Source organism: Candidatus Thiodiazotropha endolucinida (assembly GCF_001715975.1).
GTDB lineage: Bacteria > Pseudomonadota > Gammaproteobacteria > Chromatiales > Chromatiaceae > Thiodiazotropha > Thiodiazotropha endolucinida.
Genome location: NZ_MARB01000009.1, coordinates 22,992 through 41,066 on the forward strand (window position 1 = coordinate 22,992; position 18,075 = coordinate 41,066).

The 18,075-nt window shown below is 53.4% G+C and carries 11 protein-coding genes and 1 pseudogene; 8 read left to right on the forward strand and 4 right to left on the reverse strand.

From position 1 onward, the window contains the following. Nucleotides 1–2: 2 nt before the first annotated feature. The 4 genes from CODIS_RS09055 to CODIS_RS21715 form a co-directional block, all read right to left on the reverse strand. A complete protein-coding gene (locus CODIS_RS09055; protein ID WP_235615172.1) occupies nt 3–2,702 on the reverse strand; it encodes an AAA family ATPase in 2,700 nt (899 codons plus the stop codon). 9 nt (nt 2,703–2,711) lie between these two features. Then, nucleotides 2,712–3,719, reverse strand: a complete 1,008-nt coding sequence (locus tag CODIS_RS09060) for a hypothetical protein (protein WP_154723067.1) — start codon at nt 3,717–3,719, stop codon at nt 2,712–2,714. An 81-nt stretch (nt 3,720–3,800) separates the two neighbouring features. Beyond that, nucleotides 3,801–4,073, reverse strand: coding sequence for a thermonuclease family protein (locus CODIS_RS09065; RefSeq protein ID WP_069124243.1), 273 nt, complete (start codon nt 4,071–4,073; stop codon nt 3,801–3,803). A 14-nt stretch (nt 4,074–4,087) separates the two neighbouring features. Next, entirely contained in the window at nt 4,088–4,522 is a 435-nt protein-coding gene (locus tag CODIS_RS21715) for an HNH endonuclease (protein ID WP_069124246.1), read from the reverse strand. 147 nt (nt 4,523–4,669) lie between these two features. Between CODIS_RS21715 and CODIS_RS09075 the strand changes: the two genes are divergently transcribed. The 8 genes and pseudogenes from CODIS_RS09075 to CODIS_RS09105 all read left to right on the forward strand — a co-directional run bounded on the left by CODIS_RS09075 (nt 4,670) and on the right by CODIS_RS09105 (nt 18,074). Next, nucleotides 4,670–5,617 carry a WYL domain-containing transcriptional regulator gene (locus CODIS_RS09075; RefSeq protein ID WP_235615173.1) on the forward strand — a complete coding sequence of 316 codons (948 nt, stop codon included), beginning with the start codon at nt 4,670–4,672 and terminating at the stop codon, nt 5,615–5,617. A gap of 8 nt (nt 5,618–5,625) precedes the next feature. Continuing rightward, entirely contained in the window at nt 5,626–6,093 is a 468-nt protein-coding gene (brxF, locus tag CODIS_RS09080; RefSeq protein WP_069124580.1) for a BREX-3 system P-loop-containing protein BrxF, read from the forward strand. Nucleotides 6,094–6,222: 129 nt separating this feature from the next. Continuing rightward, a pseudogene (locus tag CODIS_RS09085) lies at nt 6,223–8,688 on the forward strand (DUF6079 family protein); the annotation flags it as partial. Nucleotides 8,689–8,728: 40 nt separating this feature from the next. After that, nucleotides 8,729–9,832, forward strand: coding sequence for a DUF6079 domain-containing protein (locus CODIS_RS21600; protein WP_305782100.1), 1,104 nt, complete (start codon nt 8,729–8,731; stop codon nt 9,830–9,832). A 49-nt stretch (nt 9,833–9,881) separates the two neighbouring features. Further along, nucleotides 9,882–12,533 (forward strand): DNA methyltransferase, encoded by a 2,652-nt coding sequence (locus tag CODIS_RS09090; RefSeq protein WP_069124249.1) that lies wholly within the window; start codon nt 9,882–9,884, stop codon nt 12,531–12,533. Continuing rightward, entirely contained in the window at nt 12,530–15,355 is a 2,826-nt protein-coding gene (locus CODIS_RS09095; protein WP_069124252.1) for a helicase-related protein, read from the forward strand. Before CODIS_RS09090 ends, CODIS_RS09095 begins: the two co-directional genes overlap by 4 nt. Further along, nucleotides 15,352–17,346 (forward strand): BREX-3 system phosphatase PglZ, encoded by a 1,995-nt coding sequence (gene pglZ / locus CODIS_RS09100; protein ID WP_069124255.1) that lies wholly within the window; start codon nt 15,352–15,354, stop codon nt 17,344–17,346. The genes CODIS_RS09095 and pglZ overlap by 4 nt, the downstream gene beginning before the upstream one ends. A gap of 5 nt (nt 17,347–17,351) precedes the next feature. Continuing rightward, the gene (locus CODIS_RS09105) at nt 17,352–18,074 is read left to right on the forward strand and encodes a hypothetical protein (protein WP_069124258.1); all 723 of its coding nucleotides are present in this window, start codon (nt 17,352–17,354) and stop codon (nt 18,072–18,074) included. Nucleotide 18,075 lies beyond the last annotated feature (1 nt).

Sequence of the window (18,075 nt, forward strand, 5' to 3'; positions counted from 1 at the left end):
CTTCAATGTTTGCCAGGCGTCTGCATGCTACTAGCTGCCTTTCGTTGTTTCTGAGTAACCTCGCCACGCTTTTCGATTTGCTTTCGCCATTCGTCCAAAGCACTAATATCGGCTAAAAGTTCGTCAGGATCAGGAACCTCTACACCACCAAGAAGCGCTTGGTCGTGTGCGTAGTTAGAACACTTAGACATCCATTGATCCACGGTGACATAGTCGACATCTTCTACCATCACGCCAGCCAAGCGCTGAGTTTCAATACCCTTTCGAAACCTAAGCACCACACTTCGCAACAGAACTTCCTCAATAGCTCGCTCCCATGCGATGCGTAGTTGTCGATACGCGTCTGCAGTCTGCTTCCGGTGCTCAGGCTCATCGCCTGATTTATATATCTTATTGATCTGCTGTTGCTTGTTTCGCAAGTAACCTACACGAGCCTTGGTATTCATCCCCTCAAAAGGTAAATCAGGGTCAGCAACGCCGAATCCCTCGGGACGACGTATTAGACTTTGCTTCTCGACTGGAACTCCTGCTTTCTCTGCTTCATGTATTAGCAAGTCGAGAAAATAAAGATCATGGGTGAAAACAATAACCTGCCTTCTGGACGCCTCCTGTGCTAAGCGCCTGGCGACACGTTCGCGACGTTTGTGATCCAAGGATGAGACCGGATCGTCAAACACTACCCCAGTTGAACTCTCTCCGATATTGGCCTCCGCTAAAAATGACCCAATTGCAATCGCTCTTTGTTCTCCTTCGCTCAAAATATCTCCTGGAGTCTTAGCCTGTGGAAGATCTAACTTGAGCTTATGAAATGCCTTACCTTTATCTGTTCGGCTTTTCAGGCACACTTGAAGATTCCCCACGCCCAAGCTCTTGAACTCTCGATTGAGCGCAGACTCAAGATCCTTTGATACCACCTTTTGAGTCAGTTCAGTCGCTTTCTTGGAAATAGCATTTGTCTTCACCGCCGACTGACACTTCCGAAGTTTCGCTTGGCGGTCTAATCGCTCGACCGCAGTCAGTACAGCTCCTTTTACTTTGACTAACTGGATCCGAGCATCCAGTTCGGCGAATTCCTTTTTCGCTGTTGCTCGCCCTTCCTCCTCGGCAACCTTGTCCAGCGTGTCTGCCTCTGCATTGAGTTTATCGACCCATGACTGGAGCCGTGTGGCGGGCCCGGCTGGCATTGCGAGCACCTGCCCCCAATCTTTGGTACTTACGGCCTCTTTGATTGCAGCATGTCGAGCAAGAATTTCTGAGTTGAATTTTCGTGTATCTGTGGCCAGTTCCTTATCTATTACCTCCAGTTCCGTATAGAGCTCATCATCAATACCAAGCGACACATTCCGCTCGGCAAACAGCTTGTACTCGTCTGATAGCGCCTTTTTGCTGGCCTCTGCTTTCTTTTCCGCCTCTTGCTGGACAAACTCTTCAAATCGAAGCAAACGTTCAGCTCCTTCCTTCAAAGGTTGTTGGCACAAAGGACATTGGGAACCCGGCCCCAGGTCTGGAAATGTTTTTTCCTGATATGCTTCTACCGCGAACCGGCGTGCCGCTTCAAAGAGCTCCTTCCATGCTTTACTCCCGGTACCCGGAAGAAGTCCACCTTCATCGTTGAATTTTTGAGCCGCCAGCTGCGCTGCTTTCTGCGCAATGTCGTTTGCCTCTACCAGCTTTCGGAGTTTCTCAAACGCTGCATCACCCACAATCGATTGTTTCTCAGTCGCGCTCTTTACGACCTTTGCAATTCGACGAGCGCGTAATCGCAATTGGGCAGCCTTTTCCTTGGGGTTTCCTTCTTTGAGGCTCTTCTCTAGCTCCGTGTGACGCGCTTTCTCGACCTCGGTAATAGTGGCAAGTGCAATCACCTGTTCCGGCTTAGTTTTCGCCGATAAGCCAGAAATAAGTTTACCGACTTTAGTTTCCCCGACCAGATCTCTATACGCGGTGTCGTCGACAGTAGATTGCGTATACTCTGCATCAATCTTACCCTTTATCTTCTTACAGACATCCGCCAGTCCTTCCAAGATATCCAAACCATATGGCACATAGGCATAATCGCCTTCACTGTCCAGGTAGCTTCTTGCACAACGCGAGTCAAACACAGCAAATGCCGATAGCGCTTCAGGCGCCACCTTGCCATCTTCCCAGGCCAGTTCTTTGGGAGATTTGTTTATATCGACTTCAAATGTCGCTTCCGCCCTACCTGCTTTTTCAGGTTGTAAAAATGCATTGGGGTGAATTGGCTCGCTTTGATCACGAGCCCGACAAGCTCTCTTCAGGACTCTTGAGTATCCGGATTTACCTGACCCATTGTCTCCATAGATAAGGGTTAGACCTTGTGGTGAAAATGGAAGCCGCTGGTCAGGCGCAATACGATTTACGTTGCGCAGATCTTTCATTGCAATCAGCTCAATCTGAGTGCTTGAAGTAGCGCTTACCGGGATTTGATCGGCACTGAGCCTACTGGCTTTCCTGCCCTTCGGGTCCTCAAGGCCGTGCTCATCCTTAAGTAGCGCATACAGGTCATCCAGGTCTTCTATTGAAAGCTCTTCCTTCTCGAATAACCGCCCGATTGCATCACTCTGCCATGCTGGCAGACTGCTGGACCACTTTTGGATCTCTTGTAGGATCGACATCTGACTCCCTGTTATTTTTTGTTCAAAGCCCCATACGGCAGAATAATGATCTGCATACGCTTCCATTACTCTTTTTTATTGGCAACCATCTTGAATCCTCAATTCCACTTCAAGACGCCTGACAATCATTGCTGATATCCCCACGAACCGATGAATATCCTCGCCCATCAAATGCACCGTTTCTCCCTCCAGCTCGCTCTGATTGTTTTTTATATATGACTCGTCAGCCATGCTCAGGTTATGACCTATCACATGCCGCTTTTCTATATTAAGTCGCAGGAACTTCAGATCATCCTCATCAAGGGCTTCAAATGGATCGATTCCTAAACCTGCATATAATTTTCTGGATTTCTCGATATTCTGGAAACGATTGGCTGTTGCTTTTTTATTACACAAAGCCTCCGCCTGTTCTGGAATGCGCTTATGCACTAGATAGCGGTAGGTAGTTTTCTGATAGGTCTCGAATGCGGTGAGAACATCTTCGTGAGCATTCCCGAGCAACCTGTAGGCTAATTCTTCGTCGTTCGTATCATCCCGCTTCATCTGCTCCGCCATGTCAATTTGGCGATTGATTAGTTCAAGTTCACGGGAGAAATGGACGGCCAAATTTGGTGAGCCACAATCCGGACAAAATAGTCCGATAGCGTAAACGCCATATGCCCTGCCACAGCAGTTACATGTAAGCCCTCTTAATAGATCGCGCCTGTAAGCAACAGGACGTGGCGAACGATCTGGACTCACATCCAGGTTGATCGAGAAAAGATCATTCCGGGAAGTCTTACGGTTAAAATCCGAGGCCATTTCACCAAGGATGTCCCTGATATCTTTCTTGGCAGCCCAGAAAAGCTCCTTTTCGATAGCCTTGATGTCCTCCGGATGTATGAATTCCTGATCATCGTCATCATGGCCACAATATGGGCAGGTAACTCCATTTGTGTGGGGCTCCCGGCGATAGTATGTATCCGTATTATCTGGCGGACTAAAGCCTTCGACTACATCACCCAGTTGAAAGACCCTTGGCGCGCAGTCTTCATTCGGGCAATGTTGGTTTACCATTCCAGAGGCGCTCTTCGGCAGTGGCATGGACAGTTCCATACGGTCCCGGGAACCACCTGTTCGATATCGCTCAAGGTTACGTAATCGGAAGTCGGGCATGAGACCAGGCTACTTTCCCACCTTGTCTTTCATAGCTTTATTGACTGATTTCCGCCCGACTTTCACATTGGCTACCGAGCGGGAATATTTATCTCGGGCCACGGTCTCAATTGTCACAGTTTCCCCGGCAATGAGTCCCTTCAAAGCATTGGTAGCAGATGCCCCGCCGCGTTGTCCTTTCTCTGGGGCATTTACATTGGCAAGGCGTACAGGATGTTTGCGGCTTGCCGTTTCAAATGTATCGCCATCGATAACTCTGGTTACACGTTCTTTTCTTGCCATCGTACTAACCTCCACTATTCAGGTTCAGAATCATGCCCAAGTAAAGCCCCCGCTGCAGCACCGGCCACAAACGCAACTAAGCGCAGCGGCGGTGGCACAAAAAGAGCGACCAACGAACCAGCCGCACCCCACTTCCACGTTTGCAGACTCCTCTGCTGCTTGGAAAGGGGCGCTGTCCGGTATCCATTCGCGCCACGAGCAGATGCTGTCGTACCGTTACCTTTGCTACGGTTGCAGCTTATACAGGCCGCATACAGGTTATTAAGGTGGTCCGTCCCGCCCTTGGAACGCGGACGGGAATGTTCGATTTCCCACGCGCCTCGTTTTCCGATGGCCCCATAATTACCGAAACACAATCGCTTCCGGCAGATATGGCATTGCCCATCGGTACGTCGATAAATACGTTCTAGCTTGTTGTCATCAGCTTTCATGTTCTTGGCCTCAGCCATCGTTCTGGTCGCAAAACATCACCACCAGTCATATCACCGTGCTAAATGCATGGATTAAAGGTTACGGCCAATTCTATTATCATCAAAATGATGATGTCAACTTCTTATATTGACTCTGACATGATTTATTTATTATCATAACCGGCCATGATGGGTACGAATGCGGCAAAAATAGGTGATCACATGCCAGTCATGCGGCTAGAGGATATTAATCAGACGCAGAAGGAACGCTTGTCTCACATCGATTTCAAGGTCTGCTTCCTGGGCACCATCGGCCGAAACGACATCGTCAGCCGATTTGGCATCAAGGAGGCGGCTGCAACCAGGGACATCACCTTATATAAGGAACTGGCCCCGAAGAATCTGGAATACGACACCAAGGCCAAAATCTACACACGCTCGAACGGTTTTGAACCGCTTTTTGACTACTCCTCCAGCCAGGCGCTGGCAGCCCTTGCATACGGATTCGGTGATGACTTCGTTGGTACGCACAAGGGCTTCATTGCGTGCGAGATGCCCGCACAACTGAACAGGCCTTCCCTATCGACGCTGTCTGTTTTAACCCGCGCGATCCATCAAGAAAAAGCGGTAAAAATCGCCTACCGCTCCCTGAGCAGCGGCCGAACTACACGTGAAATTGTGCCATTTGTACTGGTAGATAACGGTCTGCGCTGGCATGTCCGCGGCTACGACCGGCGGCAATCCAGATTCTCAGATTTCGTAATCACGCGCATCTTTGACCCGACGATCACCGACAGCATGATCAAAGAACATGAAACTCGGGAATCGGATATCCAGTGGAATCGAATTGTAGAACTGGAAATCGTGCCACATCCCAGTCTCAAGCATCCCAAAACAATAGAAGCCGACTACGACATGCAAAACGGAGTGTTGAATGTCAACGTTCGAGCTGCTGTTGCAGGTTACGTACTTCGCCGGTGGAATGTGGACTGCTCAGAAGATCACAGTCTAAAAGGACCTGAGTACCACCTTTGGCTGAAGAACAGGCAGGCACTCTATGGCGTAGAGAACCTTGTTATCGCACCTGGCTATCGATCCCCCGATCAGCAGCGGCTCGAAGCCGAGATGGAGTGATGGTGCGGATGCTGGAAAAACTTGCACAACTTGTCGACGAGGTGGGCGCACTGCACAGCAAGCTGATCCTATTAATAGGCCAGCCAGGCAGTGGCAAGACAGCCCTCCTTGCCGCACTGGCCAATCAGCGGGATATGAAGGTAATGAATGTCGGTGCGACGGCAGGAAGCCGTCTCGCGGCAATACCTCAGCGGCAAAGAGCGCTGCAGACCAACGTCATTCTGCGCGAGCACGCCGATGAGTGCGCCAACGGTGATTTGCTGCTGCTCGACAACATCGAGCTGCTATTCGATCAGACGCTCAAGCTCGATCCACTGGATCTGCTCAAGCGCCACGCTCACAGCCGACGGGTGGTCGCAATATGGCCCGGGGAGCTGGTTGATGGTCGATTGACCTATGCCCAGATGGGCCATCAGGAATATCAGGACTACGGCCTGGATGGCCTGGTCCCATTTGAAATTAAAAAAAAGGGTTAGAGAGGAAAACACATGCGCTACGGGGATCTCATACAGTTCGAGCCGATTGAATCGGTCATTCAGTTGCTCGATGCAAACCGGCCTGACGAGGCAAAGAAACTAGTCGCAACCTACGTCATATCCGATGATATGGCGGAACGGATTGCCAAACAGATGATCCCGCAGCTCTCGTTCGATGAATCGGTCGATCACAAAGGCGTGCTTGTAGTCGGTAACTACGGTACCGGTAAGTCGCACTTGATGTCCGTGTTGTCGCTGATCGCAGAGGACACCGCCTATGTCCCCATGATCCGCCACCCGAAGGTCGCTAAAGCCGCAGAGGCTATCGCGGGCAAGTTCAAAGTGCACCGCGTCGAAATCTCCAGCCAGATGCCTCTGCGTGATATCATCACCCAGGAACTTGAACTCTTCCTGGAAAGCCAGGGTGTCAACTTCAACTTTCCGCCTGCCGACAAGGTGGTCAACAACAAGGCTGCCTTTGAGAAGATGATGGCCGCCTTCGACGAGGTACACCCTAACCAGGGGCTGCTGCTAGTCGTCGATGAATTCCTCGAATACCTGCGCTCTCGCAAGGACCACGACCTGGTCCTCGATCTCTCATTCCTGCGAGAAATCGGCGAAGTCACCAAGCACCTGCGCTTCCGCTTCGTGGCTGGCGTGCAGGAGGCCATCTTCGACAGCAGCCGTTTCCAGCATGTGGCCGACAGCCTGCGTCGGGTAAGCGAGCGCTTCACCCAGGTGCTGCTCGCACGCCAGGACGTGAGCTTTGTCGTGGCCGAGCGTCTACTCAAGAAATCAGCCGATCAGCAGGACAAGATCCGCAACTACCTCACACCTTTTTCCAAGTTCTACAGCAACATGAACGAGCGGATGGATGAATACGTCCGCTTGTTCCCGGTGCATCCCGATTACATCAACACCTTCGATCAGCTGGTATTCACTGAAAAACGCGGGGCACTGGTCACCCTACGCGACCAGATTCAAGATGTTCTCGAAGACACAGTGCCAACCGATCACCCCGGATTGATTGGTTTCGATAAGTTCTGGGAAACGGTCACCACCAACTCGGTGCTGCGTTCAGATCCCAATATCGGCCCAGTACTCGCGGTGGCAGAAGTTCTAACTGAACGGGTGCAGAAGGCCTTTACCCGGCCGGCCTACAAGGCGATGGCCGCGCGGGTGATCAAGGGACTGTCCGTACACCGCCTGACCACGGGTGGCGATATCTATGTGCCGGTTGGCCCAACGGCCGAGGAGCTGCGGGACACCCTTTGCCTGTATCAGCCAGGCATCGAGGACATGGGTGGTGAACCATCCGATGACCTGCTGACCGCTGTGCAGACCACCCTGCGCGAGATCGTCAAAACGGTCAACGGTCAGTTCATCTCCAAGGCGCCGGACACCGAACAGTATTACCTCGATCTCAAGAAGGACGTCGACTACGACGCCCAGATCGAGAAACGCGCGGAAGCATTGTCTGACGACGCGCTGGACCGCGCCTACTACAACGCCTTGATGCAGCTCATGGAATGTACCGACGAACATGCCTATGTCACCGGCTACAAGATCTGGCAACACCAGATTGAGTGGCAGGACCACCGTGTAGAGCGCAACGGTTACCTGTTCCTGGGTGCGCCCAACGACCGTCCCACGGCGCAGCCGGAGCGCGACTTCTATATCTACTTCATCCAACCCTTCGAGCCGCCCCGTTTCCGGGATGAAAGCAAGGTCGATGAGGTGTTCTTCCGTCTCAAGGGGCTGGACGAAGCCATCAAGCGCCATCTCGCCTTCTACGCCGCCGCCCAGGAACTGGCATCGACCGCCAGTGGTGCCGCCAAGGCCATCTACCTGGACAAGGCCAAGGATGCCCTGCGCGACATGAGCAAATGGCTGCAAGACAAGCAGATGTCCGCCTTCGAGGTCACCTATCAGGGTAAAACCAAAACCCTGCAGGAATGGGCTAAGGGCGTATCGATACGCGACAAGCTGCGGCTGGGGCCAGACGAGCGCGCTAACTTCCGCGACATCGTGAATGTCACCTCCGGCCTGGCGCTGGGAACCCACTTCGGGGATCTTGCGCCGGAGTACCCCACCTTCTCTGTGCTGGTAACCGAGGCCAACCGTAAACAGCTGATCACCAATACGCTCAAGGCCTTGGCTGGCGGAACCCGAACCAAGGATGCCATCGCCATACTCGATGCGCTTGAAATGCTGGATGGCGACCGCATTGAGCCGACGCGCTCCAAATATGCCCAGGAGGTAGTGAACCGACTACAGGCCAAAGGCCATGGCCAGGTACTCAACCGCAGTGAACTGATCAGCGGCCCCACCGACGTCGAATACTTCGCACCTGTGCGCTTCCGCCTGGAGCCCGACCTGCTGGTAGCCGTGCTGGGCGGCCTGGTCTATTCCGGCGACATCGTGCTGGCCATCACCGGCGACAAGATCGACTCCGGCAAGATCTCCCTGCTGGCCGAGCGCTCCCTGGATGAACTCCAACAGCTCAAGCACGTCGAGGCTCCCAAAGAGATCAACGTCGCGGTGCTGCGCTCGCTGTTCGAACTGCTGGGCCTGCCATCAGGCCTTGCCCAGATGGCAACCCAGGGCAAGGATGAGCCGGTCAAGGAACTGCTGGATGCCGTGGCCAAGCAAGGTGCAACGGGTGCTTACCGTCGGTACCGACCTGCAAAGCCGCCTCAGTTTCTGGGGCCAGTCACTACTGCGCGAGGAAGAGCTGCAAGATTGGCGCACGCGGCTGGAAGCACTCAAGGAGTTCCTGGAGAAGCTGTCGCCCTACAACACCATCGGCAAGCTCAAGAACCTGCGCATCACCCAGGCCGACATCGACACCCAGAAAAAAAACCTCGAGGTTTTGGATACGGTCGAAAAACTGCGCGACCTGGTCGCCGAACTCGGTGCCACGGCAGCCTATCTCTCCCAGGCCGAGATGGTGCTAACAACCGACCATCCCTGGGTACAACAGGCCCAGACCGCTCGCAAGGAGATACTCGATCAGCTCGCCGCTGACCGCGGAGCACAACATGCCGCAGAGTACCGACAACGCCTGGCCACGTTAAAGAAAGACTACGTCACCGCTTACGTGGCCCAACACAGCAAGGCCCGCCTCGGGGTGGCGGAAGACAAAACCAAGTCTGCCCTACGCAAAGACGCGCGCATCACCACTCTGCGTGCGCTGGCGGGTATCTCGCTGATGCCCACTGGCCAACTCACCGGCTTCGACGACAAGCTAGACAAACTCAAAAGCTGCGCTTCGCTGGTGGAATCCGAACTCGTAGCCAGCCCGGTTTGCCCACACTGCAGCTTCCGCCCCGCCAATGAGCAGGGTCAGCTGCTACCGGCCGCCAACGTGCTTAAAACTCTGGACGATGAACTGGATCGCATGCTGGCGGACTGGCAACAAACGCTGCTGGAAAACCTTGAGGACCCCATCATCCAGGCCAACTTTGAGCTGCTCAAAGATGCGCAACGTAACCTGATCCAAGGTTTCCTGAAATCAAAGAATCTGCCAGATCCGGTCACCCCGGAATTCGTGGCCAGCATCCAAGAGGCATTGTCCGGTCTCGAGAAGATTGTGGTCACCAGCGAGGACATCAAAAAGGCGCTACTGACCGGCGGATCCCCCGCGACGCCGGAGGACCTGCGCAAGCGCTTCGAATCCTTCCTGAACGATCGCTGCAAGGGCAAGGACGCAGACAAACTGCGGTTTGTTGTCGAATGAGGTTAATGAAAGATATGCGCCGACAAAAAGAAAATGAGGATTTGGAGTAATGGACGATCTTTTTAATAGCCAGGCTGATGATGCTGGGCCAGTCGAATGCCTAGGCCAACCCTTCCAGAATGATAAGGCGCGGCGTGAGCATTTCCTGAAACTTCTCGCTGAAAAGCTGAAGGACCCAGGGTTTCGTAACCAAGAAGGCTTCCCGCACGGAACGGACGAAGCCATTCTCGAGATGTCCGATCCTCCTTACTACACTGCATGCCCGAATCCTTGGCTTACAGATTTCCTATCTGAGTGGAAGGTAGCAAATTCTGACGGCACTCCTAAGGCTTATGAACCATTCGTCTCAGATGTGAGTGAAGGCAAAAACGACCCCATCTACAATGCGCATTCCTACCATACCAAGGTTCCGCACAAGGCAATCATGCGGTACATCGAACATTACACAAAACCTGGTGATGTTGTTTTTGACGGCTTTTGTGGGACAGGAATGACCGGTGTCGCTGCGCAATTAACTGGAAGGCAAGCAATTCTTTGTGATCTTGCACCACTAGCCACATTCTTAGCGTCAAACTTTTGTACAACGACCAGTCCTGAGACATTTTCTGTAGAAGTCGACAAATTGCACTCGCAGATTGAATCTGACGTAGATGCACTATATCGAACCAACGACGGCCAAAGAGATTTCACTATATATAGCACTGTTGTTGAATGTGAAAACTGCCAAAATCAGTTCGATCAATGGACCGAGTCCTATGATGAGAAAACAAAGGGCGTTGCAGCCAATATTCGATGCCCAGCGTGCAACTCCCAGATCGCATCAAAAACGATGAAGCACGCACGAACCACGGTTTACGATCCAATACTTGATAAGTTTATTGAAACGAAGAAGAGAGTTCAGAGGTTCGTAAAAATCAGGCCAAATACTGGTCCTGCTATAGAGGTATGGAGTAGCGAGGACGGAAACTCCTACGAGAAATTTTCTCAGGAAATCCTTCGGCTTGGGGTTCCTATCCTCGAAATCCCAAGAATGTACGAAAGCCACTATAAGAGAAATCTTGCTGCCGAGGGTGTGACGCATTTCCATCACTTTTACACCCCGAGAAACTTATTGGCTTGCCTAAGGCTTTGGAATCTCATCAGAACAAGATACCCATTATTCAAGTTCGCGTTTCTAAACACGTCTTGGCATGCAACCATCATGCGTCGTTACAACGCTGGTGGCGGGCACAGACCCAAGACTAACACATTATATATTCCTGCTCTCGCTTCAGAAGGTAGGGTAAGTAAGATCTATGAGAAAAAACTCCAGGACATTATCCGTTTTCTGGCCGCAAAAGGCAGCCCAACTAATAAACCTGTAATAACGACCGCATCATCGTCTTCACTGAAGAATATACCCAGTGACTCGATTGACTATATATTTATTGATCCACCCTTCGGATCAAACATTATGTATTCAGATCTCAACTTTATTTGGGAGGCTTGGCTTGGTGTCCGTACCGATATAAAGCAGGAAGCAGTTGAGAATCAGATCCAGGAAAAAACTCTGGATGATTACCGGGTTTTAATGCGGCTATGTTTTTCCGAGTTTTGGAGAATTCTAAAGCCAGGTCGGTGGATGACCGTAGAATTTTCTAATACAAATGCATCAATATGGAATAGCATTCAGAGCGCCCTATCAGAAGCAGGGTTCATAGTCGCCAATGTATCCACTCTCGATAAAAAGCAACGAAGTATAAATTCGTATACATCTACAACGTCAGTTAAGCAAGATCTTGTAATTTCAGCCTATAAGCCAAATGGTGGTCTTGAAGAAAGATTTGAGAAATTTGGAAGCAGTGAAGAATCGGCGTGGGATTTTGTTAAAACACATTTGAAATATCTGCCAACGGTGAAATCCCAGGCTGAAGGCTTAGAATTCATTGCTGAGCGTGATCCACGCATCATTTTTGATCGGATGGTAGCGTGGTTCGTCAGGCATAACACTCCTATCCCTCTTTCAAGCCAAGAGTTTCAAGATGGGCTACGCCAACGCTTCCCTGAGCGGGATGGAATGGTGTTCTTACCAGATCAAGTCTCAGAATACGAGAAAAAGCGTGCACAAGTAGCGCACGCTCCTCAGATGGAGCTATTTGTATCTGATGAACGCAGCGCTATTGATTGGCTGACCGAATTCCTAAAAAGACGACCATCGACCTACCAGGAAATTCACCCGGAGTTCATCAGGCAGATGGGTGCCGGTTGGCGCAAGCACGAAGCCAAGCCTGAGCTTGCCGATCTGCTGGAGGAAAACTTCCTGAAGTACGAAGGCAGTGGCGACGTGCCCAGTCAGATCCACAGCTACCTCTCGACCAACCACAAGGATCTGCGTGGCCTGGACAAGAGTGATAAACGTCTGGTGGCCAAAGCCAAGGACCGCTGGTTTGTCCCTGACCCCAATAAGGCACAGGACCTGGAGAAAAAACGCGAAAAGGCGTTGCTTAAGGAGTTCGAGACCTACCTTGCCTTCACCGGGCGTAGGCTTAAAGAGTTCCGCCTCGAGGTACTGCGTGCCGGCTTCAAGGCCGCCTGGGTCAACAAGGACTACCAGACCATCATCAAGCTCGCGCAGAAGATTCCCGAAGCCTCCTTGCAGGAAGATGAGCAGCTGCTGATGTGGTATGACCATGCGCTGACACGCACGGAGGCCGATGCGTGACAGATGCTGTAACGGGGTTTGGCATCGGTGATTGGTGTTGGCATGCTCGGCAGGCTTCGCCCTGCCGGGTAGTCGATCGTCAGAACCTGTGGGGAGAATTGGCCTATCGGATCTGGCTGCCGAACAAGGATGCGGTTGTACGTGCTCGCTCGCAGGATCTCACCGATCTGTCCAGCGTACAGCCAACGGTTGAGCAGATACTGCACACCACCGCCGCGGCTAAACTGCTTGATGCCCTGGAAGACAACCTGCTGCTGGCACCGATCCAGTCCAGCGTGGTGCCATTACCCCACCAGCTGTACGCCCTAAACCGGGCCATGAGTCAGGACCGCATTCGCTACCTTCTGGCCGATGAGGTGGGCCTGGGTAAGACCATCGAGGCGGGTTTGATTCTGCGCGAGCTCAAGCTGCGCGGCATGGTGCGACGGGTGCTTGTCGTCGCCCCCAAAGGCCTGGTGCGCCAGTGGCAGGCTGAGATGCGCCTGCACTTCGGTGAGAGCTTCCGGTTTATTGAACCCTCGGAGATTACCGCCTTCCGGCAGTGGCGAGATGAAGAGGACAATCTCTGGCGGATGCATGACCAGGTGATCTGTTCTCTGGACTCGGTGAAGCCGATTGAGAAACGGCGAGGCTGGAGCCTGGAACAGCTCAACACCTACAACCGCGAACGCTTCGAGGACCTGATCTCAGCCGGATGGGACCTGGTGATCATCGATGAATCGCACCGGCTTGGTGGCAGTACCGAACAGGTGGCCCGCTACAAGCTAGGCGCGGCGCTCTCTGAAGCGGCCCCCTATCTGCTGTTGCTGTCCGCAACACCGAATCAGGGCAAGACAGACCAATTCATGCGCCTGATGCAGTTGCTGGACCGTGACTCCTTCCCCGATGAGTCCAGCATCAACCATGAGCGGGTGCGCCCGTTTGTGATTCGCACCGAAAAACGGGTCTCCATCAATGCGGAAGGCCAACCACTATTCAAGCCAAGAGCGACGCGCCTTTTACCCGTGGCCTGGCAGGAGAAACACGCAGCGCAGCAACGGCTCTATGAGTCCGTGACGGATTATGTGCGCCACGGCTATAACCAGGCGATGGCGGCCAAGCAGCGGCACATTGGCTTCTTGATGATCTTGATGCAGCGGCTGGTGACATCCAGCACAGCCGCGATTCGCGCCACCCTGGAGAGACGCCTGGCTTTGCTGGAGACACCCCAGTTACAAACGAACCTGTTTGAAGAGTCGGACGTGGACGAGTGGGCGGAGCTGGACGGCCAATCTCAACTCGAGATTGCCATACAGGCCAGTGGCTGGGAGCGGGAGAAGGCGGAGGTAGAGACGCTGCTGGAGCTGGCGCGCGAAACCGATCGCCAGGGCACAGACGCCAAAGCCGAAGCGTTGTTGGAACTGATCTACAAGCTCCAGCAGGAAGAAAACGCCCCTCAACTCAAGGTGCTGATCTTCACCGAATTCGTGCCGACCCAGGCAATGCTGGCGGAGTTTCTGGAGAGCCGCGGATTTTCCGTGGCACTGCTCAACGGTGGTATGGACCTGGACGCCCGTACTCGGGCTCAACAGGCCTTCTCACGCGATGTGCGGGTGCTGATTTCTACCGATGCCGGTGGCGAAGGTCTGAATCTGCAGTTCTGCCACTTCGTCGTCAATTTCGATATGCCGTGGAACCCGATGCGACTGGAGCAGCGCATCGGCCGTGTGGATCGTATCGGCCAACCGCATGTGGTGCGCGCGATCAACTTTGTTTTGGATGACACGGTGGAGCACCGGGTGCGCGAGGTGCTGGAGCATAAACTTGAGGTTATTGCCCAGGAGTTCGGCGTCGACAAGGCAGCGGACGTGATGGATTCAGTTGAAGTGGAGCCCATCTTCGATGAACTCTTTGTGCATGGACTGCAAGACCCCGCATCCATCGACAAGGAATGCGATGCCGTCATTGACCAGGTACGCGAGAAGGTTGCCGCCAGCCGAAAAGACACCGACCTGCTAACGGAAGACCACACACTGGAGGCAGAGGATGCCCGCAAGTGGCGTGACCATCCGGCCCAGTATTGGCTTGAACGGGCCATCGTTAATGGCCTGCCAACCCGGAACGGTTCAGCTGAGAAAGCCGGTGATGCCTGGCGCGTAAAGTGGGCAGATGGGAGCGAGTCACCCCGTGTTTGCTTCGATGCGCGAACCGCCGAAGAAAATCCGGACATTGAGTGGATCACCCTCGAAGACGCACGCGCACGCGCCGTTATTGGTGAGTTGCCACGCTGCGTAGCCGGTCAGCCGTTGCCAATCACCACCGTGACAGGCCTGCCTAGCACGGTACAGGGGGTATGGTCGCTTTGGGAGATCAGCCTTAGCGCATCCAGTGCCTCTGACAGTTTTAGTCGCAAACGTTTCTTGCCGGTGTTCGTGGCAGATGACGGCCGCACTTTTGTACCCACCGCCAAGCGAATTTGGGATCTGCTTTTGACCGAGTCGGTATCACTCTCGCCAGCAATCGAGGTAGAGAGCGCCATGGAGTGGTTTGAGACATCAAGGGCAGCAGCCAAAGCCCAAGGGGAGTCTGTGTTCTCAGGATTGCTGGACGAACATCGTGAATGGTTGGCCGGCGAACGCGAGCGGGCTCGTTATGCGTTTGAGGCACGCCACCAGGCCATAGGGCGGATCGGCCTTCCCGCTGTGCGGGAACATCGCCGCAAACGATTGGAGGCCGAACACCAAGCGAGAATGGCGGCCCTGGCGGACGCTGAAAGCTGCACGCCGGATCTCAATGCGGTGATCATGCTCCGTATTGGCAGCCAGGAGGGCGCAAACAGATGACGCTTTGGGTTGACCGCATTCTGAAGGAGTTTCCGGCAGATCTGGCTCGACTGTGGATCGTCTCGGATCCAGATGATGTTTTGCTGGATGAGCAAGTTCTATCCGGTTTACGCGAGCGTGGTTTCGAAGTGCTGCCCTTCGAGGATAGTGTCGCCTTTCGGGCGGAGTACGAGGAACGATATCGCGACGCCTGGGACCACGGCCAGCCAGCGCCATCTAACGCGCTTGTTCTTCATCTTCGGGGCACCAACACCAACGATCTCCCCTGGGACTACCTACGCCAGGCACGCAAGCTCAGCCTCGGGCTCACAGAGCTATTCCCGAAACTAAGCTATGCCGTAGTAAAGCAGCTGGGTAGCGAAATGTGGCCTTCGCTGTTTGCAGCCCAGGCAAAGCATGCACATCAGTCGTTGGGCGAAGCGGCCACCAAGGAGTTCGTACTGACGCATATCTTCCGAATCAGTCCCCATTTGCTAACACGCCCAGAAGACCTATGGCGTGAATTGCTCCGACTTCATTATGGAGATACACCGCTCCCGGTCGTGTTGGCACAGCATGTCGAGCAAGTGCTTGGAGAGCACGATACGTTTGAAGGGATTCCCATCGCCGAGTTGTTCGCCTACAAAAGTGTCACGCTGCGCGTTGTTCAAGATGCCTGGTATCGGTATTTGACCCAACAAGGAATCACCGGATCTCGGATGGGCGAACCGGCACCAGAGGATTATGCCGACAAGATAGACGTTCCCTTCGATCACCATGATGTGCGAGTGATCATCGACTCGATGTTCCTGGATGGCACGTTACATCCGCTCATCGTTCAGGGGGTACCAGCAGCGCTGCCCGAGTGGGCCAAACTGGGCGTTGTGCAAGATCCGTTATCGATGAAAAACCTGGTACGTGATGGCATCCAAAATCTGATAAGTGAATTGCCTACGGCTGATTCGTCTCACCGAGACTGGACCCATTTTTCCCGCCGTCTTGGTGAAATCTTGTCGCGGTTTCATGGGCTCGACACGTACCATGCCGAAAGCATCAAGGACGCGATGCAAGATTTACTTGACGCTGCTGATGTTCACTTGTGCGAATGGGTCGAAAAACATTTCTCTGACCTGCCTTCTCTGCCCGCTGCCAAGGGACCCATCATGGTCCACCATATCCCGCGCTACTTATCCATGTGCCGGGATGAAGGGGAACAGAAGATTGCCTTATTGGTCTTTGATGGACTGGCGGTCGATCAGTGGGTTCAGATACGTGAAAGCGTGATCAACCAGTCGCAAAGGTTGATGTTTGACGAGCACACCTGCTTCGCCTGGCTGCCGACGTTAACGTCCGTCTCCCGGCAGGCATTATTTTCCGGCCTACGACCCCGTGAGTTCGCCGACAATATTGAGTCGACATCCAAGGAGCCAAACCAATGGAAGCGCTTTTGGCAGGATCATGGCATCAATACCAGCGAAGTGTTCTACCAGAAGTCCATCAAGCGTAATGACGATCTTCCCGCCCTTGAGGCAGCGCTCACCAATCCATCAGTAAAGATTGCCGGGCTGGTAGTGGATACCGTCGATGAGATCATCCATGGCGCGGTACTGGGTAAACGAGGCGTAGCGACCCAAATCAAGAGCTGGTGCGAATCTGGCTTTGTCGAGCGCCTTTTTTCCATGCTGCTAGACAACGGCTTCCATGTCTATCTGACTGCCGATCACGGCAATGTTGAGGCGGTCGGGATAGGCAGACCCAATCAGGGTGTCGCATCCGAGATGCGCGGTGAGCGTGTGCGCGCCTATCGCAACGAAGCCATGGTTGCTGAGACTCAAGCAACCTATGGGGATACCTTTCGACTCGATATAGCTGGGCTACCTGCGAACTTCATGCCTCTATTTGCTGAGGGCCGCCGGGCATTTGTACCCAAGGATGATCAGGTGGTAGTTCATGGCGGAATATCAGTCGAAGAGCTGCTGGTACCTTTTATTAAAGTGAGATATGTGAACTGACCTGTATGACACCATCAGCACCTAAAATTGGTTTTGACCGCTTCATCCCGCTCGAATGGGCAGCAGCTGCCCTGCGGGTTCGTGCTGATTTCGGTACGCTCGACGAACTAGATACCTTGCTGGATGAGGCGGGCCTTGGCGCGGCTGCGCGCAAGAAAACCCGGACTGTGTTGAACCGGCTTTGGTTAGAACCGCGCCCTGAGCTGTCTGGTTTTGCTGATAAAGGTGTCGAGATATTCAAGGCAGACCCAAGCGCGCCCGTAGCTGCTCTCACCTGGGGAATGGCGATTGCCACCTACCCCTTCTTCGGTAAAGTCGCTGAGCTGGTGGGTCGCCTTTCCGCTTTACAAGGTGACTGTTCCTCGGCCGAACTTCATCGTCGGATGAGTGAAACCTATGGCGAACGTGAAGGTACACGGCGCATGACCAATATGGTCATTCAGAGCCAGGCGAGCTGGGGGGCGCTTGAAAGAGTGGAAAATGGCAAACGACTGGTACGAAAGGATTCAATCGTTGTCACCAATGATCAGGCCGTTGCCTGGTTGATCGAGGCGGCACTTCGCCATGTTGGAAAAGCTGTGCCCATCCCAACACTACCGTCCTTGACAGTGCTCTATCCCTTCGTCCTGGATCAGCCCATTGCCTACCTGGCATCAAAAAGCCCGAATCTTGAGGTCAGGTCAGAAGGTAGTGGCAGCCAGTCCGTGGGCCTGCGCTCGTGGCAGTGAC

What these genes read in the sequence shown, in the direction of transcription:
- CODIS_RS09055 (WP_235615172.1), bottom strand. Translation starts at nt 2,702, where the DNA reads ATGGAAGCGTATGCAGATCATTATTCTGCCGTATGGGGCTTTGAACAA.
- CODIS_RS09060 (WP_154723067.1), bottom strand. Translation starts at nt 3,719, where the DNA reads ATGCCACTGCCGAAGAGCGCCTCTGGAATGGTAAACCAACATTGCCCG.
- CODIS_RS09065 (WP_069124243.1), bottom strand. Translation starts at nt 4,073, where the DNA reads ATGGCAAGAAAAGAACGTGTAACCAGAGTTATCGATGGCGATACATTT.
- CODIS_RS21715 (WP_069124246.1), bottom strand. Translation starts at nt 4,522, where the DNA reads ATGGCTGAGGCCAAGAACATGAAAGCTGATGACAACAAGCTAGAACGT.
- CODIS_RS09075 (WP_235615173.1), top strand. Translation starts at nt 4,670, where the DNA reads ATGATGGGTACGAATGCGGCAAAAATAGGTGATCACATGCCAGTCATG.
- brxF (WP_069124580.1), top strand. Translation starts at nt 5,626, where the DNA reads ATGCTGGAAAAACTTGCACAACTTGTCGACGAGGTGGGCGCACTGCAC.
- CODIS_RS21600 (WP_305782100.1), top strand. Translation starts at nt 8,729, where the DNA reads ATGCCGTGGCCAAGCAAGGTGCAACGGGTGCTTACCGTCGGTACCGAC.
- CODIS_RS09090 (WP_069124249.1), top strand. Translation starts at nt 9,882, where the DNA reads ATGGACGATCTTTTTAATAGCCAGGCTGATGATGCTGGGCCAGTCGAA.
- pglZ (WP_069124255.1), top strand. Translation starts at nt 15,352, where the DNA reads ATGACGCTTTGGGTTGACCGCATTCTGAAGGAGTTTCCGGCAGATCTG.
- CODIS_RS09105 (WP_069124258.1), top strand. Translation starts at nt 17,352, where the DNA reads ATGACACCATCAGCACCTAAAATTGGTTTTGACCGCTTCATCCCGCTC.